The following is a 22,738-nucleotide window of genomic DNA, read 5'->3' as shown; positions in this document are numbered from 1 at the left end:
GCGCGGGCGACGCGGCTGGGGATGACCGGGCCGGCTCCCCGGTTGGGGAGGAGGACTCAGTCGGCGACGCGGCGGACGTCGAGCACGACGATCGTGACGTTGTCGCGCCCGCCGTTCTCCAGCGCGGCATCGAGCATGGCCTCGACGGCGTGGGCGGGGTCGGGGTTCTCATCCAGGAAATGCCGGATGCCGTAGTCCGTGAGCTCCTTGGTCAAGCCGTCGGAGCAGATCACGAAGCGGTCGCCGCTGACGACGTCCAGGCGCACGTAGTCGGGCTTGACGCTCTCGGTCGGACCCACTGCGCGCGTGATGACGTTCCCGTAGGGGTGGCTCTCGGCCTCTTCGGGGCTCAGCCGGCCGGCTGCCACCAGCTCTTGCACGACGGAGTGGTCGGTGGTGATCTGCACGAGGTCGCCGTCGCGTAGCAGATAGACGCGGGAGTCGCCGATGTTCAGCGTCACCCAGTGGGGCGGATTCTGCGACGTGTCCAGGAACAGCCCCGTGAGCGTGGTGCCCGTTCCCTCGTCGGTCGCCTCGGGGTGGGAGAGGATGTCCTTCACCGCCCGCACGAGCGCTTTCTCGATCGCCTTGGGCGTCACAGTGCCGTCGTCGACCATCGCGCGCAGGCGCTCGACGGTGCTGGCGCTGGCGATCTCGCCGCCGATGTGCCCGCCCATGCCGTCGGCGACGACGAACAGCGGGAAGCTCGTGAGCACCGCATCCTGGTTCACCTCGCGGCGGCGCCCGGTGTCGGTGACCCCCGCCCACGACAGCTCGATGGTCGCGTCCTGCACGCGGACGGAGCGGGTGCTGGTGGTCACCTGTGGCACGCCACGTCCTCCGGTTGCCGAGAGCGGTCATCGCGAGGGAGCCCCGCGACGTCCTCACATCTTAGTGGAATGCATCGCCCGCGCTGCGGAGCACTCACGCGGCGGGATCCTCCGGCAGCGGCAGGATCTCATCGATGGCGGCGAGGTCCTCGGCGCTGGGGACCCATGCCGTCGCCGCCTCGGCGTTGGAGCGCACCTGCTCGGGGGTCGTGGCCCCCGCGATGACGCTGGAGACCGGCTGCTGGGCCAGGAGCCACCCGAAGGTCGCCTGCAGCATCGTGATGCCTCGCGCGTCGGCGAAGTCGCGATACGCCTCCAGCCGGTCCCACGGCGCATCCGACCACACGTGCGGACGCTGGCGCAGGATGCGGCTGTCCTGCGGGCCGCCCTCCCGCGTGAACTTGCCCGTGAGCAGTCCGTTGTGCAGCGGGAAGAACGGGAAGAATCCGAGGCCGAAGTGCCGCGCGGCCGGGAGCACCTCGCGCTCGGCCGCGCGCGCCAGCAGGCTGTACTGGTTCTGCGCGGAGACGAACCGGATGCCGCGGCCGGCGGCGGCGTCGGCCTCGGCGATCTGCCACCCGGCCAGGTTGGAGTGTCCGACGTAGCGGACCAGGCCTGCACGCACGAGGTCGCCGAGGGCGTCCAGCGTCTCCTCGATCGGGGTGTGCGGGTCGGGCGTGTGCAGCTGGTACAGGTCGATCCAGTCCGTCTGCAGGCGCCGCAGCGATGCCTCCACCGAACGGCGGATCGTCGTGCGCGATCCCTTCGCGCCACCCACGACCGCCGGCGCCAGCTGGGCGTGACCGAACTTCGTGGCCAGCACGACCTCGTCGCGGCGCCCCCGGAGCGCCTCACCCATGAGGGTCTCGGAGAGCCCGAACTCCTTGCCGTAGACGTCGGCGGTGTCGAGGAAGGTCACACCCGAGTCGATCGCGGCATCCAGCACCGCGCGCGTCCCCTCGAGTGTCTCCGTGCGCGTTCCCGAGCGGCCGAAGTTGTTGCAGCCCAGGCCGACGGCAGATACGAGAAGGCCGGATGCGCCGACCTGACGGAGAGGAACCGAGTGGGTCATGCCTCCACGCTATCCCCGAATGCGATGAGCCCCCGCCGGGGGCGGGGGCTCATCGGATGCGGGCGGGGTCAGCCGCGCGGCGGCTCGGCCGGCGGGGCGGGAGGCGTCGCCGGCGGCTCCTGCGCGGGCGGCGGGGTCGCTGCCGGGGGCGCCGCGGGCGGCGGCGTGGTCGGCGGCGCGGCGGGCGGGGGCGTGGGCGCTCCAGGGGCCGGGTAGCCGCCGGGTGCCGAGGGCGCCGGGTAGCCTGCGGGCGGCTGGCCGTAGCCAGCCGGCGGCGGGTAGGCGCCGGGGGCCGGGTAGCCGGGGGCTGCGGGGGGCGCGTATCCGACTGCACCCTGGGCGGGGATGCCGGGCCACACCGTGTTGTCGGCGAGGAAGTTGCGCGCCCACGGCGCAGGAGCGACGGCCGTGGTCCAGCGCGACCGGTCGAACGCCATGATGCCCAGCCACACGATCCACAGGAAGATCGCGAGGATGACCCACGGAGCATCCTTGCCGAGCTTCGTCTGGATGCGGTACGCGGCGAGGATGACGTACACGTAGGCCGCGACGCTGGGGATCCAGCCGATCAGGACGCCCACGTACGGAACGAGGTTCAGCACGAATGCGGCGCCGATGAGCACGAGCAGCCACCAGGGGTTCAGGTCACCCAGCTTGACGAAGATCAGCTCCCGGTAGAAGGGAACCCATCCGCGCCATGCGCCCTCGACCCCCGCCTTGGCGAAGAGCTTGGCGTAGAAGATGGACGACACGACATACGCCGCTGCCGCGACGATCAGCCAGATGAAGAGCCCGGCGACGATCAGGCCGATCACCGCGCCCGAATTGTCGTAGTTATACACGAATAGTCCTTCCGAACGGGTTGTCGTGCCCGCGCACCGCGGGGAACACCCCGCGTCGTCATGCTAGCGAAGCTGTGTGTTTCCTGGCAGACGCCGCGCGGGCGCCGCCGAGCACGTCACACCACGAGTTCGATCTCGCCGGGTCGCCCGCGCCGCGCGATCCGGCCCGAACGCTCGGCCCAGCGGAGGAATCCGTCCGTCGAGGCCAGGCGCGGCCGCTCGGCGGCCAGCGCCCGCACGAGCGCGCCCTTGGCGTGTTTGTTGAAGTGATTGAGGGCGCGTGCCGCTCCCCCGGCCGTCTCGGTCACGACGCGCACGTACGCCGCATCCACCCCGGCGGGGACGGGTCCCAGAGCGGCATACGCCTCCGAACGCAGGTCGAGGACGAACCGGGGCGACGCCGCCGCCAGCGCCGCAGTCACCGGTCCCGCCCACAGCTGGCGAAGCGGAGGGACGCCGGGGAGCGCGGTGCCGGCGGCCAGCCGGTAGGCGGGGATGGGGTCGGCGGCGGCCACGGGGCCGAACGGGGCGGAGTGGATGAGCACGTGCGCGCCCAGCCACCGGCGGGATTCGCCATCCAGGGTCTGCGCGTCCAGGGCGTCGTAGAGCACGCCGGTGTAGCGGTCGACCGCGGGCATCGTGGGCGCCTCCCGCAACGCGGCGTTGACGGCGACCTCGCCGCGCTGGCGCGCGCTCAGGCGCAGCACGCGTGCGGCCGCATCCTCGTCCGAGGACAGCTCCACCAGGGCCGCGACGACGTCGGCGCGCTGCGCACCCAGCGTGGGCAGGGCCAGCGTGTCGAGGCGCAGCGGCGGCCCGTCGCCGCCGGGACGCTTCGTCTCGGACGGCGGCAGCAGGATCAGCATCCGCCGATCTCCTCCTTCATGCGAAACACCACATCCCGTCCGAGACACCGCGCGATGCGGGGCGTCTGGGACGGAATGTGGTGTTTCGGGGTGTGTGCGACCTAGGAGACGAGGACGGCGTTGCCGGCGACGATCGTCACGGTGTCACCCTCCATCGACAGGAACCCGTCCTGCGCGTTGACGATGACCTTCGAGCCGTCGGCGCGCGTGATGCGCACCTGCCCCTCGGCGAGGATCGCGAGCACCGGCTCGTGACCTGCCATGAAGCCGATCTCGCCCTCGACCGTCTTGGCGACCACGAGGGAGGCCTCACCGGTCCACACCTCGGCATCAGCCGAGACGAGGTGCACCTGGAGCGGCATGTCAGCCGTTCTCCTTCTGGATCTGAGCCCACTTGGCCTCGACGTCGGCGATGCCGCCGACGTTGAAGAAGGCCTGCTCGGCCACGTGGTCGAAGTCGCCCTTCACGATCGCGTCGAAGGACTCGATGGTCTCCTTGATGGGAACCGTGGAGCCCTCGACACCGGTGAACTTCTTCGCCATGTACGTGTTCTGGGAGAGGAACTGCTGGATGCGGCGTGCACGCGACACGACGATCTTGTCCTCTTCGCTGAGCTCGTCGACACCGAGGATCGCGATGATCTCCTGCAGCTCCTTGTTCTTCTGCAGGATCTGCTTCACCGAGGTGGCCACGCGGTAGTGGTCCTCACCGATGTAGCGCGGGTCCAGGATGCGGCTGGTGGAGCTGAGCGGGTCCACCGCGGGGTACAGGCCCTTCGACGCGATCTCACGCGAGAGCTCCGTGGTGGCGTCCAGGTGGGCGAACGTGGTCGCCGGGGCCGGGTCGGTGTAGTCGTCGGCGGGCACGTAGATCGCCTGCAGGGAGGTGATCGAGTGGCCGCGCGTGGAGGTGATGCGCTCCTGGAGCACACCCATCTCGTCGGCGAGGTTCGGCTGGTAGCCCACCGCGGAGGGCATGCGGCCCAGAAGCGTGGAGACCTCGGAGCCGGCCTGCGTGAAGCGGAAGATGTTGTCGATGAACAGCAGCACGTCCTGCTTCTGCACGTCGCGGAAGTACTCCGCCATCGTCAGAGCGGACAGGGCCACGCGCAGACGCGTCCCCGGCGGCTCGTCCATCTGGCCGAAGACGAGGGCGGTCTTGTCGAAGACGCCCGCCTCCTCCATCTCGGCGATGAGGTCGTTGCCCTCACGGGTCCGCTCGCCCACGCCGGCGAACACCGACACACCACCGTGGTCCTGCGCGACGCGCTGGATCATCTCCTGGATGAGGACGGTCTTTCCCACGCCCGCGCCGCCGAACAGGCCGATCTTCCCGCCCAGCACGTACGGGGTCAGGAGGTCGATGACCTTGATGCCGGTCTCGAACATCTGCGTCTTCGACTCGAGCTGGTCGAAGTTGGGGGCCTTGCGGTGGATGGGCCAGCGCTCGGTGATCTCGATCTTCTCGCCGGGCTCGGCGTTGAGGATCTCGCCGGTCACGTTGAACACGCGGCCCTTGGTGACATCGCCCACCGGGACGGTGATCTGGTCGCCGGTGTCGCGCACTTCCTGGCCGCGGACGATGCCGTCGGTGGGCTTGAGCGCGATCGCGCGGACGAGGTCGTCCCCGAGGTGCTGCGCGACCTCGAGCGTGATCTCGGTCGACTCGTCACCGATCGTGATCGTCGTCTTCAGCGCGTTGTAGATGTCGGGGATGCTGTCGTGCGGGAACTCGATGTCGACGACCGGGCCGGTGACGCGCGCGACGCGCCCGACGACCGCGGTCTTCTCGGCGGTGAGGCTCATGGCTTCTTCTCTTTCTCTGGGTCTACTTGCCCGACGCCAGGGCGTCGGCGCCGCCGACGATCTCGGCGATCTGCTGCGTGATCTCGGCCTGGCGTGCGTTGTTGCGCAGGCGCGTGTAGTCGGTGATGAGCTTGTCGGCGTTGTCGCTGGCGGACTTCATCGCCTTCTGCGTCGCGGCGTGCTTGGCGGCCGAGGACTGCAGGAGGGCGTTGAAGACACGGCTCTGGATGTACACCGGCAGGAGCGCGTCCAGCACGGTCTCGGCCTCGGGCTCGAACTCGTACAGCGGGTACACCTGCCCGCCCGGACCCTCCTCGGCCTCGACGACCTCCAGCGGGAGCAGGCGCACCGACTCCGGGCTCTGGGTCATCATGCTGACGAAGCGGTTGTACACGAGGTGGATCTCGTCCACGCCGCCCTCGCCGCCGCCGCGGTTGTAGGCGTCGATGAGGGTGGCGGCGATCTCCTCCGCGGTGCGGAACTGCGGCGTGTCGGTGTCACCGGTCCACTCCGCCTCGGTGGCGAGGCGACGGAACTGGAAGTAGCCCACCGCCTTGCGGCCGACGAGGTAGAAGGCCACCTCTTTCCCCTGGGAGCGCAGGAGGGCCGCCAGCTCCAGACCCTCACGGAGGATCTGCGAGTTGAACGCACCGGCCAGGCCCCGGTCGGAGGCGAAGATCACCACGGCGGAACGCCGGATGTCGACGCGCTCGGCCGTGAGGGGGTGATCGACGTCGGAGTGCGTGGCGACGGCCGAGACGGCGCGCGTCACGGCATTCGCGAACGGCGACGACGCGCGCACCCGCGCCATCGCCTTCTGGATGCGCGAAGCCGCGATGAGCTCCATCGCCTTCGTGATCTTCTTGGTGGTCTGAGCAGAGTTGATCTTCTGCTTGTAGACCCGCAGTTGTGCGCCCATGGTTGTGTCCTCGCGCCGCTGTTAGCGGCGGCCCTTGACGATCTTCTCCTGGTTGACGTCCCCGAGCGCAGCGGCCTCGACCGTCTCGTTGCCGGGAGCGCCGATGCCCTGTCCATCGCCGGCCTGGAACTCCAGGAGGAACGCGTCCACCTTCTGCTCCAGCTCGGCGGCGGTGTCGTCGTCGAGGACGTTGGTCTCGCGCAGGGTGTCGAGGATCGTGGAGTTGCGGCGCAGGTAGTCCAGCAGTTCGCGCTCGAAACGCAGCACGTCGGAGACCTCGATCGAGTCGAGCTTGCCGTTGGTGCCGGCCCAGATCGACACGACCTGCTCCTCCACCGGGTACGGCGAGTACTGCGGCTGCTTGAGCAGCTCGGTCAGGCGAGCACCGCGCGACAGCTGGCGGCGGGAAGCGGCATCCAGGTCGCTCGCGAACATCGCGAAGGCCTGAAGCGAGCGGTACTGGGCGAGCTCGAGCTTGAGCGTGCCGGAGACCTTCTTGATCGACTTGACCTGGGCGTCACCGCCCACGCGCGACACCGAGATGCCCACGTCCACGGCCGGACGCTGGTTCGCGTTGAACAGGTCGGACTGCAGGAAGATCTGGCCGTCGGTGATCGAGATGACGTTGGTCGGGATGTAGGCCGACACGTCGTTGGCCTTGGTCTCGATGATCGGCAGACCCGTCATCGAGCCCGCACCGAGCTCGTCGGACAGCTTCGCGCAACGCTCCAGCAGACGGGAGTGCAGGTAGAACACGTCACCGGGGTATGCCTCGCGGCCCGGCGGGCGGCGCAGCAGCAGCGACACGGCGCGGTAGGCCTCGGCCTGCTTGGACAGGTCGTCGAAGATGATCAGGACGTGCTTGCCGCCGTACATCCAGTGCTGGCCGATGGCCGAGCCGGTGTAGGGGGCGAGGTACTTGAAGCCTGCCGGGTCGGACGCGGGGGCGGCGACGATGGTGGTGTACTCCATCGCGCCGGCGTCCTCGAGGGCGCCCTTGACGGCGGCGATCGTGGAACCCTTCTGGCCGATCGCGACGTAGATGCAGCGCACCTGCTTGCTGACGTCGCCCGACGCCCAGTTGTCCTTCTGGTTGATGATCGTGTCGATCGCGATGGCCGTCTTACCGGTCTGGCGGTCGCCGATGATCAGCTGGCGCTGACCGCGGCCGACGGGGATCATCGCGTCGATCGCCTTTATGCCGGTCTGCATCGGCTCGTGCACGCTCTTGCGCGCCATGACGCCGGGGGCCTGCAGCTCGAGAGCACGGCGCCCCTCGCTGGCGACCTCGCCGAGACCGTCGATGGGGTTGCCGAGCGGGTCGACGACGCGACCGAGGAAGCCGTCGCCGACGGGGGCGGAGAGGACCTCGCCCGTGCGGGTGACTTCCTGACCGGCCTCGATGCCGGAGAACTCGCCGAGCACGACGACACCGATCTGGTGCTCGTCGAGGTTCAGCGCGAGACCCTGCGTGCCGTCCGCGAAGCGGACCAGCTCGTTGGCCATGACGCCCGGCAGTCCCTCGACGTGCGCGATGCCGTCTCCGGCGTCGACCACGGTGCCCACCTCGGTCGCGGCGGCGCCGGTGGGCTCGTAGGCGGCGACGAAGTCCTTCAGCGCGTCACGGATGACGTCGGGGCTGATCGTGATATCTGCCATTGTCTTCCTTCATGTTGTGGGGCGATACGCCCCGAGATGTGCGGTCCTCGCGGACGGCAAAGCCTTGTAGTTTAACCCGCCAGGCGCTGGCGCAGGCCGGCCAGGCGGGTGGAGATGCTCGCGTCGATGACGTCGTCGGCGATCTGCACGCGCAGCCCGCCCACCACCGACGGGTCGATCACGACGTTGAGTGAGACGTCGCCGCCGTACCGCGCCGAGAGCGCAGAGGTCAGGCGGGTCCGCTGCACGTCGCTCAGCGGCGCGGCCGACACGACCGTCGCCACCGTGCGTCCGCGCTGGTCGCCGACGAGTGACATTGCACGGTTCAGGAGACTGCGAACGCGACGGTCACGCGAATGCCGGACGAGCGAGGAGACGATGAGCGTCGTGGCTGCGCTGGCGCGCTCCCCCAGCAGGTCGGTGATGAGCGCGCCCTTGGCCGAGGAGTCGCCCAGGCGACTGCCGAGGGCGAGTTCCAGCTCAGGGTTCTGTGCCACGGTGCGCGAGAAGGAGAACAGCTCCGCCTCGACGTCGGAACCGGTCGCACCGATCGCCGCCGCACGGATGGCGAGCTCCTCGATCCCGTCCACGAGGTCGGATGCGCGCGACCAGCGCTGGTCGACCAGCGAGCTCAGCAGCGACACCGTGACGGGCCGGAAGGACGCACCGAACACGTCGGCGATCACCTTCGCGCGGGACTCCGGCGAAGCCGACGAGTCGGCCAGCGCGCCGCCCAGCTGCAGCGAACCGCCGATGGCGCGGGCCGCAGCGAACAGCTCGCCGGCGACCTCGAGGTCCACGCCCTGTGCGGCGCCGAGCGCCGCGGTCGTGACCTCGAGGGCCTGAGTGGTCGCGCTTCCCATTACTGGGCCGCCTTGGCGTTCTCAGAGGCTTCCAGGTCGGCGAGGAAGCGGTCCACGACCGCCTGCGCCTTCTGGTCGTCGGAGAGGGTCTCACCGATGACGTTGCCGGCGAGGTCGAGCGCGAGCGAACCGACCTCGGAGCGCAGCGACACGAGCGCCGCCTGGCGCTCGGCCTCGATCTGCGTGTGCGCGGTCGCGGTGATGCGCGCGGCCTCGGCGGATGCCGCGTCGCGAGCTTCGGCGACGATCTTCTTGCCGTCCTCGCGGGCAGCCTCCCGGATCTCGCCGGCTTCCTTGCGGGCCTCGGCGAGCTGGGCGGTGTACTGCTCCAGCGCGAGCTCGGCCTGCCGCTGCGCCTCGTCGGCCTTGGCGATGTTTCCTTCGATCGCGGCTCCGCGCTCGTCGAGCAGCTTCTGCATCCGAGGCAGCACGACGCGCCAGAAGACGAAGAGGATGACGACGAAGCAGACCGCCGACCAGATGATGTCGTAGTAGGCCGGAAGCAGCGGGTTGTGTGCCGCCTCTTCCCCCGCGGGCTCCGCGGCGAATGCGACAAGAGCGTTCAGCATCCTGTCTCCTTACCTCGAGGGGGCGCGATCAGAAGCCGAAGATGAAGCCGGTGGCGATGCCGATGAAGGCGAGCGCCTCGGTGAAGGCGATACCGATCCACATCAGGACCTGCAGGCGGCCGGCGAGCTCGGGCTGGCGGGCGACACCCTCGATCGTCTTTCCGACGACGATGCCGACGCCGATGGCCGGGCCGATGGCGGCGAGGCCGTAGCCGACGGTCGCGATGGATCCGGAGACCTGGGCGAGAACCGTAGTTGCGTCCACGGGTATTTCCTTTCGGGGTTGGGTGGTCCGGCGTGCGCCGAACCGCTCAGTGCTCTTCCGCGACCGCGAGCTGGATGTAGACCGCGGTGAGGATCGTGAAGACGTACGCCTGGAGGAAGGCCACCAGGAGTTCGAACAGGGTGAAGGCGAAGCCGAACGCGAGCGTGCCGGCTCCGAGAGCCGACCACCACCCGCCGAGGCTGAAGATGAAGAACTGCGTGGCCGAGAAGAACAGCACGAGCATGAGGTGGCCGACGATCATGTTCATCAGCAGTCGCAGCGTCAGGGTGACGGGGCGGATGATGAAGGTCGACAGCAGCTCGAGCGGCGTGACGATGATGTAGAGGAACGGCGGCACACCCGTGGGGAACAGCGAGTTCTTGAAGAAGTTCTTCGGGCCCTTCTTCAGACCCGCGTAGATGAACGTCACGTACGAGACCAGCGCGAGCAGCAGCGGCACGGCGATGACGCTCGTTCCGGCGATGTTGATGCCCGGGATCACGCCGGTGATGTTCATGAACAGCACCATGAAGAAGATCGTGGTGAGGATCGGCAGGAACCGGTCGCCGTCCTTACGGCCGAGCAGGTCGTGCGCGATGTTGACCCGGACGAAGTCGAGCCCCATCTCGACGATGGACTGGAAGCGCCCGGGGACGAGCTTCATGCGGCGCGTGCCGATGAGGAAGATCGTGATGAGCACCACCGTCGCCAGGATCTGGACGAGGTTGATGCGGGTGAAGGCGAACGGGGTCCCCTCGAAGAACACCGGCGGGAAGAAGTCGGCGATCGACGGCGGGTGGAACTCGTTCCCGTACGTCGCGGCATTCGCGATCAGGGTCGCAGCTTGAGTGAACAGCGGTGGCTCCAGCTTCGGGGCATCGGCGAGTACCGTTGCGACGATGGTCGGTGAGAGCACCCCGAGGGCGCTCTGAGAGCGTGCGGGCGCAGGTCAACCCTATCAAATGACGGGACCGGCCGATGCCGCTCAGTCGGTGCGGTCTCCCGCCTCGGGGTCGGTGGGCAGCGAGACGTCGCTCGCGTGGGGGATCCGCATCCGCATCATGACGACCATGTCGACCACGAGCGAACCGAGGACACTGGCCACCAGGGCGAGGAAGAACACGGTGGTGTCGATCCACGGTTGATCCCGCAGGAGCACGAGCGCGACGATGAAGAGGACGAGCTTGAGGATCCACCCGCCCAGGACCACGCCGAAGAAGATCGGCACGTACAGGTCGTCACCGAACCACCGGTTGGCGATGAGGATGCTCGCGGCCGTCACCGCGGAGAAGAACCCGCCCACCAGCACGCCCACCAGCGCGCTGGCCACCCCGTCTCCCCCGCTCACGGCGTAGCCGATGAGGGCGCCCACGACGGCCAGGACCCCCGCGACGATGCCTCCCCAGGTCAGGGCGGTGCGCAGCACCGGCGTGCTGGAGACGGGACTGGAGGTCATGCGGGCTCCTTGAGGGGGGCGGGACGCGCCTGGCGCCGGGAGGGGAGGAAGGTCAGGACGAGGCACGCGGCGACGCCCACGACGCCGAACACGACGCCCAGGGCGTAGTCACCCGGCCAGCTCTGGCCGGTGCCGATGTACATCAGCAGGAATGAGAACCCCACCACCGCCGTCCACGCGTAGAAGATCAGCACGGCGTCGCGGTCGGAGTGGCCCATGTCGAGCATGCGGTGGTGCAGGTGCTTGCGGTCGGGTGAGAACGGGGATTTCCCCGCCCGCATGCGCCGGATGATCGCGAGACCGAAATCCAGCAGCGGCAGGAGCACCACGACCACCGGCAGCAGGATCGGGATGAACGCGCCCAGCAGCTGCGAGCGGCCGAGCTGCTCGGGGTCGAGGACGGCCGGGTCGATCTGGCCGGTGATCGCCACCGCCGACGAGGCCATCAGCAGGCCCAGCATGAGCGCGCCGGCGTCGCCCATGAAGATCTTGGCCGGGTTCCAGTTGAACGGGAGGAAGCCGATGCACGCCCCGATGAGCACCGCGGCGAGGAAGGAGGCGAGGTTGAAGTACGTGCTGGCGCCGGTGTCGCGCACGAGCAGGTAGGAGTAGGCGAAGAACACGCCGTTGGCGATCAGGCACACCCCGGCCACCAGGCCGTCGAGCCCGTCGATGAAGTTCACCGCGTTCATCACGATCACGATCGCGAAGACCGTGAGGGTGAAGCTCATCCAGCCCGACCCCACGGTCAGGCCGCCGATCGGCAGCGAGAGGATCTGCAGTCCGCCCAGCAGCGTGATGATGCCGGCGGCGACGAACTGCGCGCCGAGCTTGATCATCCAGTCCAGGTCCCACAGGTCATCGGCCACGCCCACCAGCACGATCACGAGGGTCGCCCCGAGCACCGCGAGGACCGGGCCGGGATTGGCCCAGATGACGGAGAAGAAGGGCTGCTGGCTGGAGAAGAGGAATGCGGCAGCCACCGCCAGGAACATCGCCACACCGCCCAGACGCGGGGTGGGCGTCTTGTGGACGTCGCGTTCGCGGATGCCGGGATACAGCTTGAAGCGCAGGCTCAGGCGCCACACCGCCCACGTCAGGACGAACGTGACCACCGCGGTGAACAGCACCAGCAGGAGGTACTGCTTCACGCGGCACCGCCGGATTCGTCCTCGACGTCCGGCTCCAGCAGATCGCCGAGCACGTCGCGCAGCCGCTCCCGTGGCACGGCACCCTCGCGCAGCACGCGCACGAGCGGCTCGTCGCCACCCACCAGGCGCGTGGCATCCACGATCGTCGACGCGATGCCGGTGTGGCTCGGCCCGTCGTCCAGGTACACCCCGACCGACTCTCCCAGCATGTCGCGCGCCTCGTCGATCGTGACCGCCGCCGGCGCTCCGGTGCGGTTGGCGCTGGAGACCGCCAGCGGCCCGGTCTCCTCCAGCAGCTCCAGGGCGATCCGGTGCGCGGGCATGCGCACCGCGACCGTGCCCCGGGTCTCCCCCAGATCCCACGACAGCGACGGCTGCGAGGGCAGGACGATCGTGAGCCCGCCGGGCCAGAATGCCTCCACGAGGCGCTCGACCGGTTCGGGGACGTCGGCCACGAGCGCGCGGAGCGTGCTCACCCCGGCCACCAGCACCGGCGGCGGCTGCTGTCGCCCACGGCCTTTCGCAGCCAGCAGGCCCGCGACCGCGCGGGCGTTGAAGGCGTCGGCGGCGATGCCGTACACCGTGTCGGTGGGCAGCACGACCAGTTCGCCGCGGCTCAGCGTCTGGCGTGCGTGACGCATGCCGGAGAGCAGCTGGGCCTCGTCACGGCAGTCGTAAACGGGTGACATGTCCCGCCCAGTCTACGTGCGGCGCCTGCGACTCCCGCGAGAGCCGCCGCCGGGCTCACGGGCGCAGCGCCGTGGTGGCCCGGTCGCGCATCGTCAAGTCGGGGTGCGTCGCAGCCGCGCGCCATCCGTCGGCCGTCAGCAGCTCGCGGATCGCCGCGCCCTGCCATTCGCCGTGCTCGATCACGATGACACCGCCCGGATGCGCCAGCCGCAGCCCCACGCGGCTGAGCACGCGCACGACGTCCAGCCCGTCGGGGCCGCCGTACAGCGCTGCGGGCGGGTCGAAGAGTCGCACCTCGGGATCACGCGGGATCGCCCCGTCGGGCACGTACGGCGGGTTGGACGCCACGACCGACACGGTGCCGTCGAGGTCACCGAAGGCGTCGGCCAGGTCTGCCCGCACCACCGTGAGGTTCGCAGCCCCCACGCGCCGGGCGTTCTCCGTCGCCCACACGAACGCGTCGGCGGACTTCTCCGCCGCGTACACGCGCGCGTGCGGCACCTCGGTGGCCATCGCCAGGGCGATCGCCCCGCTGCCGGTGCCGAGGTCCACCGCGACCGGCTCCGCCCCTGCGGCGGCGGCCAGGGCGTCGATGGCCAGCTGGGCGACCATCTCCGTCTCCGGCCGCGGCACGAACACCCCCGGCCCCACGGCCAGCTCGAGGTGACGGAACGGCGCGCGCCCGGTCAGGTGCTGCAGCGGCACACGCGCGCACCGGCGCTGCACGAGATCCTCCAGCGCGGCCGCGGACTCCGCATCCATGCCGTCTCCGCGGATGGCGGCGGCCTGCACCGCGCCGCGACCGGCGCCCAGCACGTGCGCGGCGAGCAGTTCGGCGTCGACGTCGGGGTCGGGAACGCCGGCGGCGGCGAGGCGTGCGGTGGCGTCGCGGACGAGGGCGGCGACGGACGCGGCGGCGGGTGCGGGCATGGGTGCGACCAGCCTACGACCCGCCCAACCGCACGCGTCACACTCGGGCGGGGCCCAGGCGGCCCTCGGTAGGCTGGGAACCCACCGTCCGACGGCGAAAGGCCCGCCATGCCCGGCATCCACCCCGACATCACGTCCGCGTTCGGCGACACTCCGCTCGTGCGCCTGAACCGCGTCGCCGAGGGGGTGGACGCCAACATCCTCGCGAAGCTCGAGTTCTACAACCCCGCCGGCAGCGTCAAGGACCGCCTGGGGATCGCGATCGTGGATGCCGCGGAGGCCTCCGGCGAGCTGAAGCCCGGCGGCACGATCGTGGAGTCCACGAGCGGCAACACCGGCATCGCCCTGGCGATGGTGGGCGCGGCGCGCGGCTACCGCGTCATCCTCACGATGCCCGCATCCATGTCCAAGGAGCGGCGCGCGCTGCTCAAGGCGTTCGGCGCCGAGGTCGTGCTGACCGACCCGACCAAGGGCATGTCGTACGCGGTGGACGAGGCCAAGCGCATCGTGTCGGAGACGCCGGGGGCGGTGTGGGCGCGTCAGTTCGAGAACGAGGCGAACCCCGAGGTCCACCGCAGGACCACGGCCGAGGAGATCCTCCGCGACACCGACGGCAAGGTCGACTACTTCGTCGCCGGCATCGGCACCGGCGGGACCATCACGGGCGTCGGCCAGGTGCTCAAGGAACGCGTGCCGGGCGTGCAGGTCGTCGCCGTCGAGCCGTCGGACTCCCCCGTGCTCAGCAAGGGGCACCCCGGCCCGCACAAGATCCAGGGCATCGGGCCGAACTTCGTCCCCGCCATCCTCGACCGCGCCGTGATCGACGAGGTCATCGACGTCGAGTTCGACGACGCGATCCGTCTCGCCCGTGACACGGCCACCAAGGACGGCATCCTCGTGGGGATGTCCAGCGGCGCGGCCATCTGGGCGGCGCTGGAGATCGCCAAGCGCCCGGAGGCGGCGGGGAAGAACATCGTCGTGATCATCCCCTCCTTCGGCGAGCGGTACCTCTCCACCGCTCTGTACGAGCACCTGCGCGAGGACTGAGTGGGCCCCCTCCCGCGCCTGCGCGAAGACATCGCCGCTGCCAAGCTCCGCGACCCCGCCGCCCGCGGCACCCTCGAACTGGTCCTGCTGTACTCGGGGCTGCACGCCGTGTGGGCCCACCGCGTGAGCCACCGGCTGTGGCGACGGGGCTTCCGCTTCCCCGCGCGGCTGCTGTCGCAGCTGACGCGATGGCTCACCGGCGTGGAGATCCACCCCGGCGCCGTCATCGGGCGGCGCCTGTTCATCGATCACGGGATGGGCGTGGTGATCGGCGAGACGGCCGAGGTGGGCGATGACGTGCTGATCTACCACGGCGTGACCCTCGGGGGTCGTCAGCGTGAGGGCGGCAAGCGCCATCCCACGCTCGGTGACGGCGTGGCCGTCGGCGCCGGTGCGAAGATCCTCGGCCCCATCACGATCGGCGATCGCACCGTGGTGGGCGCCAACGCGGTCGTGACCAAGGATGCGCCGGCGGACTCCGTGCTCGTGGGCGTCCCGGCCACGCCGCGGGCGCGCCGCGTGGGCGAGGACACCCGGGCCGTGCTCACCGCCCCCGAGTACTCGATCTAGACCCCCTCCCGGGCGACTCGGTCTCCACCTCGCGCACAACGGCGGGGATTCCCCGCGACACGCCGCGCCCACACCATCCGCCCCGGCGCGTCGCCCGCGATCCCCGCCGTTGTGCGGGACGGCGCACGGAGCATTCGCGACACCCCGCGCCGCAGCATCCGCCACGGCCCGTCCTCGACCTCGCGCACAACGGCGGGGATCCTGCGCGACACGCCGCGCCCGCACCACCGCCCCCGCGCGTCGCCCGCGATCCCCGCCGTTGTGCGTGACGGAGCGACGGCGCGACGACGGGACGGCGGGACGGGCGGCGGGGTGGGCGAGGTGGCTACGCTCGGGAGGATGAGCGCGTTGCACGAGCTGTCGGCGGTCGAACTGGCCGGACTGCTGCGGCGCCGCGAGGTCTCCGCCGCGGAGGTCACCGCGCACTACCTGGCGCGGATCGCCGCGCACGCCGGTCTGGGCGCGTTCGCCGAGGTCACCGCGGATGCCGCGCTGCAGCGCGCCCGCGCGCTCGACGCCGGGCCGCCGGCCGGGCCGCTGTGGGGGCTGCCGCACGCCGACAAGGACCTCGTCGCCCGCGCGGGGGTCCCCACGCGGTACGGCTCGCTCTCGCGCGCCGGCCTCGTCCCCGCCGCATCCGACCCCCTCGCCGCGGCCCTCGACACCGCCGGCGTGGTGAATGTCGGCAAGACGGCCACAAGCGAGTTCGGACTCACCGGCTACACCGAGCCGCGCACCGCTCCCCCCGCACGCGACCCCTGGAACCCCGCGCACGGCGCGGGCGGGTCCAGCGGCGGAGCCGCCGTGGCGGTGGCGGCACGGATGCTGCCCCTTGCCGTCGCCTCCGACGGGGGCGGGTCGATCCGCATCCCGGCGGCCACCGTGGGCGTCGTCGGACTCAAGCCCTCGCGGGGGCGGCTGCCGATCGGATCGGGGTTCGACGCGCCCGACGGGCTCGCCGTCACCGGCCCGGTGGCCCGCAGCGCCGAGGATGCCGCGTTCCTCCTGGACGCCCTGGTCGGGCTCGCGTCCTTCCGCTACGCCACCGCCGCACCCGGGTCCGGTCCGTTCCTGGACGCGGCCCGGCGCGAACGGGGCCTCGCCCGCATCGGCGTGACGACGGTATCGCCGTGGGACGGGGATGAGCGCATCGTGCTCGACGAGGACACCCGCACGGCGGTGGAGACCGCCGCGGAGTGGCTCACCGGCGACGGGCACAGCGTCGAGGACGCGGTCTGGCGCCCGCACGGCTACGCCTCACTGTTCCGCATCCTCTGGCGCGCGAGTGCCGCGCGCATTCCGCTTTCGGAGACCGACCTCGCCGTCGTCGAGCCGCTCACGGCGTGGCTCGTGCGCGAAGGGCGCGGGCTCAGCGCAACCGACCTGCTCGGCGGGCTCACCGCCGCCCGCGTCTTCGAACGCGAGACGATCGAAGCGTTCGCGCCGTTCGACGCGGTGCTCATGCCGGCGCTGGCGCAGTCGCCGCGTCCGGTGGGCTGGTACGACGGGCACGACCCCGAGCGCACGTTCGCGCTGCAGGTGGAGTACGCGCCCTACTCGAGCTTCGTCAACGTCGCGGGGCTGCCGGCCCTCACCGTGCCGGTGGCCTCCGACGCGTCCGGGCACCCCGTCTCGGTGCAGCTGGTGGGGCGCCCCGGCGGCGAGGCTGGGCTGCTTTCTCTCGCGGCGCAGCTGGAGCGGCACCGCGGGCCGCTGCCGCATCCGCCGACCGGCTGACGGCCGGGTCAGGCGTCGCCGGCGAGTGCGGCGAGGCGCTCTTCCTCGTCCGTCGCGATGAGCGAGGCGATCACCGGCTCCAGGGCGCCGTCCATGACCTGGTCGAGGTTGTAGGCCTTGTACCCGGTGCGGTGGTCGGCGATGCGGTTCTCCGGGAAGTTGTAGGTGCGGATGCGCTCGGAGCGGTCCATGCCGCGGATCTGCGACCTGCGGGCGTCGGATGCTGCCGCATCCTGCTCCTCCTGCTGCTTCGCGAGCAGCCGGGCGCGCAGCACGCGCATGCCGGCTTCGCGGTTCTGCAGTTGCGACTTCTCGTTCTGCATCGACACGACGATGCCGGTGGGGACGTGCGTGATCCGCACGGCGGAGTCCGTCGTGTTGACCGACTGCCCGCCCGGTCCGGACGAGCGGAAGACGTCGATCTTCAGGTCGTTCGGGTCGATCTGGATCTCTTCGGGCTCGTCGACCTCGGGGAAGACCAGGACACCCGTCGTGGAGGTGTGGATGCGCCCCTGCGACTCCGTCGCCGGCACGCGCTGCACGCGATGAACGCCGCCCTCGTACTTCAGGTGCGCCCACACGCCCTGCGCGGGATCGGTCGAGGATCCCTTGATCGCGACCTGCACGTCCTTGTAGCCGCCCAGGTCGGATTCGTTGCGCTCGAGCAGCTCGGTCTTCCAGCCTTTCGACGCGGCGTACTGCAGGTACATGCGCAGCAGGTCGGCGGCGAACAGCGCCGACTCGGCGCCGCCCTCCCCCGCCTTGATCTCCATGATCACGTCGCGGGCGTCGTCGGGGTCGCGCGGGATGAGCAGACGGCGCAGCCGCTCGTGCGTCTCCGCCGCCCGTGCCTCCAGCCCGGGCACCTCCTCGGCGAACGCGGCGTCCTCACGGGCGAGCTCGCGCGCCGCCGTCAGATCCTCGGATGCGGCGAGCCAGTCCTCGTGCGCCTTCACGATGCGCGAGAGCTCCGCGTACCGCCGGTTCACGCGCTTGGCGCGGGCGGCATCGGCGTGCACCGCGGGGTCGGAGAGCTCCTCCTGCACCGCGCGGTGCTCGTCGATGAGCGCCTCGACCGAGGCGAACATGCCGGTCTCGGACACGTCCGGTCAGCGGATGCTGTTGTCGTGCCCGTGTGCGCCGCCCGCGCCGTGCGCGGGAGCGGGGATCGACTTCTGCATCTGCACGAGGAACTCGACGTTGGACTGCGTCTCCTTCAGCTTGCCGAGGACGACCTCCAGTGCCTGCTGGGTGTCCAGGCCCGCGAGGGCGCGGCGCAGCTTCCACGTGATCTTGACCTCGTCGGGCGAGAGGAGCATCTCCTCGCGCCGCGTGCTGGAGGCGTTGACATCCACCGCGGGGAAGATGCGCTTGTCGGCCAGCTGGCGGCTCAGGCGCAGTTCGCTGTTGCCGGTGCCCTTGAACTCCTCGAAGATGACGTCGTCCATCTTCGACCCGGTCTCCACGAGCGCGGTCGCGAGGATCGTGAGCGATCCGCCGTTCTCGATGTTGCGCGCGGCGCCGAAGAAGCGCTTGGGCGGATACAGCGCAGATGCGTCGACGCCGCCGGTGAGCACACGACCCGACGTCGGGGCCGAGATGTTGTAGGCACGGCCCAGGCGCGTGATCGAATCCAGCAGCACGACCACGTCGCGGCCGAGCTCGACGAGGCGCTTGGCGCGCTCGATCGCGAGTTCGGCGACGGTGGTGTGGTCTTCGGCGGGACGGTCGAAGGTGGATGCCACGACCTCGCCGCGCACGGTGCGCTGCATGTCGGTGACTTCTTCCGGCCGCTCGTCGACGAGCACGACCATGAGGTGGACCTCGGGGTTGTTCTGCGCGATGGCGTTGGCGATCTGCTGCAGCACGATCGTCTTGCCGGCCTTGGGCGGGGCGACGATGAGGCCGCGCTGACCCTTGCCGATGGGAGCGACGAGGTCGATGATGCGCTGCGTCAGCTTCTCCGGGGCCGTCTCCAGGCGGAGGCGGTCCTGCGGGTACAGCGGCGTGAGGTTGCCGAACTCCACGCGCGTGGCGGCATCCTCGATCGACAGGCCGTTGATCGCGTCGACCTTGACCAGCGCGTTGTACTTCTGCCGGCCCGACTGCTCGCCCTCGCGAGGCTGCTTGATGGCGCCGACGACGGCGTCGCCCTTGCGCAGGTTGTACTTCTTCACCTGGCCGAGGGAGACGTAGACGTCGCTCGGTCCGGGCAGGTAGCCGGTGGTGCGCACGAACGCGTAGTTGTCGAGCACGTCCAGGATGCCGGCGATCGGGATGAGGACGTCGTCCTCGGTGATCTCGGTGTCGAACTCGTCAGTGGGGGTCTGACCGCCGCGGCGCTTGTTGCGCTGACGGTTGCGGCCGCCGCCCTGCTGCTCTCCATCGGCCTCCGCCGCGGGCTGCTGCTTCTCGGGCTGCTGGCGCTCGGGCTGCTGACGCTCGCTCTGCTGACGCTCGTTCTGCTGACGCTCGTTCTGCTGACGCTCGTTCTGCTGCTTCTCGGGCTGCTTGTCGCCCTCGCCGTTGCCGCCGCGGTTGCGGTTGCGGTTCCGGTTGCGGTTGCGGTTGCGACCGGAGGACGCGCCCTCCTCGCCGGACTCGTCGTTCGACCCGGACTCGGCCTGCGGCGCGTCGGCCTGGGCCTCGGCTGCGGGCTCCGGGGTCTGGGCAGCGCTCTCGGAAGACGCGCGACGGCGTCCACCCCTGGCGCGTGCGCCTTCGGCGGCCGGCGCCTCAGCGGCGGCAGGCGCCTCAGCGGCGGCAGGCGCCTCAGCGGCGGCGGGCACCTCAGTGGCGGCAGGCGCGTCGGCGGTGGGCGCCTCAGCAGCAGGTGCTTCAGCGGCAGGCGCCTCAGCGGTGGGCGCCTCAGCGGTGGGCGCCTCAGCGGCAGGGGCGTCGGCGGTGGCAGCGTCGGCTGCCACGGCGGGCGCCTCGTCGGCCGGTGCGTCGGCGGGGATGTCGGTGCTCTTGGCGCGGCGCGGCGCGCGCTTGCGCGGGGCCTTCGCGGGCTTCTCAGCGGCGGCGGGCGGCGCGTCTTCGGCGGCGGGCGCCTCGGCGGCAGGCGCAGCCTCGGACGGGGCAGCCTCGGACGGGGCGACCTCGGCGGCAGGCGCCTCGTCGACCGGGGTCGCATCGACCGCGTCGGCGGCGACCTCCTCGGCCGGCGCGGCCTGGCCGGTGGCAGCGGACTGCGCGGCGGTGTCGGTGGTCTCAGCCGCAGCAGAGACGGTGTCTTCGGTGTTCGCCGCGTCGTCCGAAGACGCGTCGACACCCTGGATCTCGGAGATGGACTCCACGAGTACTCCCTTGTGAAACGGATGATCAAGCCGCAGCCGACGCCGGAAGAGACAGGCATCGATGCTCCGCGCGATTCGCTGGCCGGAAGGGCCGATTCGGGTTGCGGGTGCGTGCGGTGGTGGTTCGCAGATTTGCGCCGGAGGCCAGAGTCACGTGGTTACGTGGAACCCTCCGAATACTCCTTCACTGTACCACCCCTGACGTCGACGGCGAGCATGTGCGCCTCCCACGGGGTGTCGACCAGCGATGCCGCCAACTCGGCCGCCTCGAGGCGGCGACCGGGGCCGTCGGCGAGCACGAGCACGCTGGGCCCGGCGCCGGAGACGACCGCCGCGAAACCCTGGGCGCGCAGCGCGCGCACGAGCCGGTCGGTCTCGGGCATCGCCTGCGCGCGATAGCTCTGGTGCAGCTTGTCCTCGGTGGCGGCCATGAGCAGCTCGGGACTCTGGGTGAGGGCCGCGATCAGCAGCGCCGAGCGCGACACGTTGAACACCGCGTCCTCGCGCGGCACCTGCAGCGGCTGGAGGCTCCGGGCGACCTGGGTCGACATCGTGAACTCCGGCACGAGCACGAGCGGTGCGACGCCGCGATGGACGATCAGCTGCTTGTGCTGCGGTCCGGTCTCATCCATCCACGCGATCGTGAGGCCGCCGAACAGCGCGGGCGCGACGTTGTCGGGATGCCCCTCCATCTCGGTGGCCAGGCGCAGCAGCGTGTCGGGTCCGAACTCGACGTCGCCGGCCAGCAGCCCCTTCGCCGCGAGGAGTCCGGAGACGACGGCCGCCCCGGAGGAGCCCATGCCCCGCCCGTGCGGGATGACGTTGCGCGCTTCCAGGCGCACGCCGGGAAGCGTGCGTCCGACCGAGGCGTAGGCGTGCGCCATCGCGCGCACGACGAGGTTCGAGCCGTCGCGCGGCACGTCGGCGGCGCCCTCCCCCGTGACCTCGATGTCGAGCTGGTCGTCGCCCCGCTCGGTGACGACCAGCTCGTCGTAGACGCTCAGGGCGAGGCCGAGGGTGTCGAACCCGGGGCCCAGGTTGGCGCTGGTGGCGGGCACCCGCACCAGCACGCGACGCCCTTCGCTCATGCCGAGGCCGGAACGAGGTCCAGGACGGCGGCGACCTCGCTGGTGGCCGCGTCGACGACGGTGGGCTCGACGGAGCTGCCGTCGGCATTGCGCAGCGCCCACTGCGGGTCTTTCAGGCCGTGGCCGGTCACGGTCAGCACGACGCGCGCCCCGCGGGGCACGATGCCGGCCGCCGCACGGTCGAGGAGCCCGGCGACGCTGATGGCCGAGGCCGGCTCGACGAAGATGCCCACCTCGGCGGCGAGCAGCTTCTGGGCGGCGAGGATGCGGTCGTCCTCGATCGCGCCGAAGTATCCGTCGGTCGCGTCCCTGGCCTCCAGGGCCAGCTCCCACGACGCCGGGTTGCCGATGCGGATGGCACTGGCGACGGTCTCGGGCGCGCGGACGATCTCGCCGCGCACGAGCGGGGCGCTGCCGGCGGCCTGGAAGCCGAACATGCGGGGCACGCGCGTGGCGACACCGCGCTCGGCCTCCTCGCGGTAGCCGCGCGAGTACGCGGTGTAGTTGCCGGCATTGCCGACGGGGATGAAGTGGAAATCGGGCGCATCCCCGAGAGTCTCCACGATCTCGTACGCGGCGGATTTCTGTCCGTCGATCCGGTCGGGGTTGACGGAGTTCACCAGGTGCACGGGGTAGTGGTCGGCGAGCTCCCGGGCGATCTCGAGGCAGTCGTCGAAGTTGCCGCGCACCTGGATGAGGCGGCCGTTGTGGGCCACCGCCTGACTCAGCTTGCCCATCGCGATCTTGCCCTCGGGCACGAGCACGGCCGCAGTGATCCCGGCGTGCGCGGCGTAGGCGGCGGCGGACGCGGAGGTGTTGCCCGTGGAGGCGCAGATGACGGCTTTGGCCCCGTGCTCCACCGCACGGGAGAGCGCGACGGTCATGCCGCGGTCCTTGAACGACCCGGTGGGGTTCATGCCCTCGTACTTCACCCACACGTCGGCGCCGGTGCGGCGCGAGAGCGCGGGGGCGGGAAGCAGGGGCGTGCCCCCTCGCCGAGGGTGACCACCGTCGAGGCGTCGGTGACGCCCAGCCGATCGGCGTATTCGCGGAGGACTCCGCGCCAGACGTGTGCCATG

22 protein-coding genes and 1 pseudogene are annotated in these 22,738 nt (G+C 70.8%); 3 read left to right on the top strand and 20 right to left on the bottom strand.

Translation table 11 applies throughout. From position 1 onward, the window contains the following. Positions 1 to 56: 56 nt before the first annotated feature. From F6J85_RS05475 to prmC, 16 genes are all read right to left on the bottom strand, one after another. Entirely contained in the window at positions 57 to 830 is a 774-nt protein-coding gene (locus F6J85_RS05475; RefSeq protein ID WP_150924167.1) for a PP2C family protein-serine/threonine phosphatase, read from the bottom strand. 94 nt (positions 831 to 924) lie between these two features. Then, complete coding sequence (locus tag F6J85_RS05470; RefSeq protein WP_150924166.1) at positions 925 to 1,902, bottom strand: aldo/keto reductase; 978 nt, start codon at positions 1,900 to 1,902, stop codon at positions 925 to 927. 68 nt (positions 1,903 to 1,970) lie between these two features. After that, on the bottom strand, positions 1,971 to 2,744 hold the full coding sequence (locus F6J85_RS05465; RefSeq protein WP_150924165.1) for a DUF5684 domain-containing protein: 774 nt from the start codon (positions 2,742 to 2,744) through the stop codon (positions 1,971 to 1,973). 116 nt (positions 2,745 to 2,860) lie between these two features. Further along, positions 2,861 to 3,610 (bottom strand): YaaA family protein, encoded by a 750-nt coding sequence (locus F6J85_RS05460; protein ID WP_150924164.1) that lies wholly within the window; start codon positions 3,608 to 3,610, stop codon positions 2,861 to 2,863. Positions 3,611 to 3,711: 101 nt separating this feature from the next. Continuing rightward, positions 3,712 to 3,972: a F0F1 ATP synthase subunit epsilon gene (locus tag F6J85_RS05455; RefSeq protein WP_150921287.1), complete on the bottom strand. Its 261-nt coding sequence runs from the start codon at positions 3,970 to 3,972 to the stop codon at positions 3,712 to 3,714. A 1-nt stretch (position 3,973) separates the two neighbouring features. Continuing rightward, positions 3,974 to 5,416 carry a F0F1 ATP synthase subunit beta gene (gene atpD / locus F6J85_RS05450; RefSeq protein WP_150921288.1) on the bottom strand — a complete coding sequence of 481 codons (1,443 nt, stop codon included), beginning with the start codon at positions 5,414 to 5,416 and terminating at the stop codon, positions 3,974 to 3,976. A 22-nt stretch (positions 5,417 to 5,438) separates the two neighbouring features. After that, positions 5,439 to 6,335: a F0F1 ATP synthase subunit gamma gene (locus F6J85_RS05445; protein ID WP_150924163.1), complete on the bottom strand. Its 897-nt coding sequence runs from the start codon at positions 6,333 to 6,335 to the stop codon at positions 5,439 to 5,441. Between the two features lie 21 nt (positions 6,336 to 6,356). Then, positions 6,357 to 7,994 (bottom strand): F0F1 ATP synthase subunit alpha, encoded by a 1,638-nt coding sequence (gene atpA, locus F6J85_RS05440; protein WP_150924162.1) that lies wholly within the window; start codon positions 7,992 to 7,994, stop codon positions 6,357 to 6,359. Between the two features lie 71 nt (positions 7,995 to 8,065). Further along, on the bottom strand, positions 8,066 to 8,857 hold the full coding sequence (locus F6J85_RS05435; protein WP_150921291.1) for a F0F1 ATP synthase subunit delta: 792 nt from the start codon (positions 8,855 to 8,857) through the stop codon (positions 8,066 to 8,068). After that, on the bottom strand, positions 8,857 to 9,426 hold the full coding sequence (locus F6J85_RS05430) for a F0F1 ATP synthase subunit B (protein WP_150921292.1): 570 nt from the start codon (positions 9,424 to 9,426) through the stop codon (positions 8,857 to 8,859). The genes F6J85_RS05435 and F6J85_RS05430 overlap by 1 nt, the downstream gene beginning before the upstream one ends. 28 nt (positions 9,427 to 9,454) lie before the next feature. After that, on the bottom strand, positions 9,455 to 9,691 hold the full coding sequence (gene atpE, locus F6J85_RS05425) for an ATP synthase F0 subunit C (protein ID WP_135064700.1): 237 nt from the start codon (positions 9,689 to 9,691) through the stop codon (positions 9,455 to 9,457). 46 nt (positions 9,692 to 9,737) lie between these two features. Then, positions 9,738 to 10,607 (bottom strand): F0F1 ATP synthase subunit A, encoded by an 870-nt coding sequence (gene atpB, locus F6J85_RS05420; protein ID WP_420846135.1) that lies wholly within the window; start codon positions 10,605 to 10,607, stop codon positions 9,738 to 9,740. A gap of 69 nt (positions 10,608 to 10,676) precedes the next feature. Next, positions 10,677 to 11,147, bottom strand: coding sequence for a Cg1360 family ATP-synthase-associated protein (locus F6J85_RS05415; RefSeq protein ID WP_150924161.1), 471 nt, complete (start codon positions 11,145 to 11,147; stop codon positions 10,677 to 10,679). Continuing rightward, positions 11,144 to 12,298, bottom strand: a complete 1,155-nt coding sequence (locus F6J85_RS05410) for an MraY family glycosyltransferase (protein WP_150924160.1) — start codon at positions 12,296 to 12,298, stop codon at positions 11,144 to 11,146. The genes F6J85_RS05415 and F6J85_RS05410 overlap by 4 nt, the downstream gene beginning before the upstream one ends. Then, on the bottom strand, positions 12,295 to 12,987 hold the full coding sequence (locus F6J85_RS05405) for an L-threonylcarbamoyladenylate synthase (RefSeq protein WP_150924159.1): 693 nt from the start codon (positions 12,985 to 12,987) through the stop codon (positions 12,295 to 12,297). The genes F6J85_RS05410 and F6J85_RS05405 overlap by 4 nt, the downstream gene beginning before the upstream one ends. A gap of 55 nt (positions 12,988 to 13,042) precedes the next feature. Continuing rightward, positions 13,043 to 13,918 (bottom strand): peptide chain release factor N(5)-glutamine methyltransferase, encoded by an 876-nt coding sequence (prmC, locus tag F6J85_RS05400; RefSeq protein ID WP_150924158.1) that lies wholly within the window; start codon positions 13,916 to 13,918, stop codon positions 13,043 to 13,045. A 108-nt stretch (positions 13,919 to 14,026) separates the two neighbouring features. Between prmC and cysK the strand changes: the two genes are divergently transcribed. The 3 genes from cysK (at position 14,027) to F6J85_RS05385 (ending at position 17,272) form a co-directional block, all read left to right on the top strand. Next, on the top strand, positions 14,027 to 14,965 hold the full coding sequence (gene cysK / locus F6J85_RS05395; protein ID WP_150924157.1) for a cysteine synthase A: 939 nt from the start codon (positions 14,027 to 14,029) through the stop codon (positions 14,963 to 14,965). After that, positions 14,966 to 15,535, top strand: a complete 570-nt coding sequence (gene epsC / locus F6J85_RS05390; protein ID WP_150924156.1) for a serine O-acetyltransferase EpsC — start codon at positions 14,966 to 14,968, stop codon at positions 15,533 to 15,535. Between the two features lie 339 nt (positions 15,536 to 15,874). Further along, positions 15,875 to 17,272 carry an amidase gene (locus F6J85_RS05385; RefSeq protein WP_150924155.1) on the top strand — a complete coding sequence of 466 codons (1,398 nt, stop codon included), beginning with the start codon at positions 15,875 to 15,877 and terminating at the stop codon, positions 17,270 to 17,272. Between the two features lie 8 nt (positions 17,273 to 17,280). Here F6J85_RS05385 and prfA read toward each other — a convergent pair whose 3' ends face one another. The 4 genes and pseudogenes from prfA to thrC all read right to left on the bottom strand — a co-directional run bounded on the left by prfA (position 17,281) and on the right by thrC (position 22,737). After that, the gene (gene prfA / locus F6J85_RS05380) at positions 17,281 to 18,360 is read right to left on the bottom strand and encodes a peptide chain release factor 1 (protein ID WP_150927210.1); all 1,080 of its coding nucleotides are present in this window, start codon (positions 18,358 to 18,360) and stop codon (positions 17,281 to 17,283) included. 21 nt (positions 18,361 to 18,381) lie between these two features. After that, positions 18,382 to 20,571, bottom strand: a complete 2,190-nt coding sequence (gene rho / locus F6J85_RS05375) for a transcription termination factor Rho (protein ID WP_150924154.1) — start codon at positions 20,569 to 20,571, stop codon at positions 18,382 to 18,384. 158 nt (positions 20,572 to 20,729) lie between these two features. Further along, positions 20,730 to 21,659: a homoserine kinase gene (gene thrB, locus F6J85_RS05370; RefSeq protein ID WP_150924153.1), complete on the bottom strand. Its 930-nt coding sequence runs from the start codon at positions 21,657 to 21,659 to the stop codon at positions 20,730 to 20,732. Further along, positions 21,656 to 22,737, bottom strand: a pseudogene (thrC, locus tag F6J85_RS05365) (threonine synthase). Before thrC ends, thrB begins: the two are co-directional and overlap by 4 nt. Position 22,738: the final 1 nt, after the last annotated feature.

The sequence above is a fragment of the Microbacterium lushaniae genome (assembly GCF_008727775.1).
Taxonomy (GTDB): domain Bacteria; phylum Actinomycetota; class Actinomycetes; order Actinomycetales; family Microbacteriaceae; genus Microbacterium; species Microbacterium lushaniae.
This window is presented reverse-complemented; position numbering and strand designations above follow the sequence as displayed.

Excerpts from the sequence above, each read along its gene's own strand:
- F6J85_RS05385 (WP_150924155.1), top strand. The coding sequence starts at position 15,875 with ATGAGCGCGTTGCACGAGCTGTCGGCGGTCGAACTGGCCGGACTGCTG.
- F6J85_RS05455 (WP_150921287.1), bottom strand. The coding sequence starts at position 3,972 with ATGCCGCTCCAGGTGCACCTCGTCTCGGCTGATGCCGAGGTGTGGACC.
- atpD (WP_150921288.1), bottom strand. The coding sequence starts at position 5,416 with ATGAGCCTCACCGCCGAGAAGACCGCGGTCGTCGGGCGCGTCGCGCGC.
- F6J85_RS05435 (WP_150921291.1), bottom strand. The coding sequence starts at position 8,857 with ATGGGAAGCGCGACCACTCAGGCCCTCGAGGTCACGACCGCGGCGCTC.
- F6J85_RS05460 (WP_150924164.1), bottom strand. The coding sequence starts at position 3,610 with ATGCTGATCCTGCTGCCGCCGTCCGAGACGAAGCGTCCCGGCGGCGAC.
- F6J85_RS05405 (WP_150924159.1), bottom strand. The coding sequence starts at position 12,987 with ATGTCACCCGTTTACGACTGCCGTGACGAGGCCCAGCTGCTCTCCGGC.
- prfA (WP_150927210.1), bottom strand. The coding sequence starts at position 18,360 with ATGTTCGCCTCGGTCGAGGCGCTCATCGACGAGCACCGCGCGGTGCAG.
- cysK (WP_150924157.1), top strand. The coding sequence starts at position 14,027 with ATGCCCGGCATCCACCCCGACATCACGTCCGCGTTCGGCGACACTCCG.
- F6J85_RS05415 (WP_150924161.1), bottom strand. The coding sequence starts at position 11,147 with ATGACCTCCAGTCCCGTCTCCAGCACGCCGGTGCTGCGCACCGCCCTG.
- thrB (WP_150924153.1), bottom strand. The coding sequence starts at position 21,659 with ATGAGCGAAGGGCGTCGCGTGCTGGTGCGGGTGCCCGCCACCAGCGCC.
- F6J85_RS05430 (WP_150921292.1), bottom strand. The coding sequence starts at position 9,426 with ATGCTGAACGCTCTTGTCGCATTCGCCGCGGAGCCCGCGGGGGAAGAG.
- F6J85_RS05470 (WP_150924166.1), bottom strand. The coding sequence starts at position 1,902 with ATGACCCACTCGGTTCCTCTCCGTCAGGTCGGCGCATCCGGCCTTCTC.
- atpA (WP_150924162.1), bottom strand. The coding sequence starts at position 7,994 with ATGGCAGATATCACGATCAGCCCCGACGTCATCCGTGACGCGCTGAAG.
- F6J85_RS05445 (WP_150924163.1), bottom strand. The coding sequence starts at position 6,335 with ATGGGCGCACAACTGCGGGTCTACAAGCAGAAGATCAACTCTGCTCAG.
- prmC (WP_150924158.1), bottom strand. The coding sequence starts at position 13,918 with ATGCCCGCACCCGCCGCCGCGTCCGTCGCCGCCCTCGTCCGCGACGCC.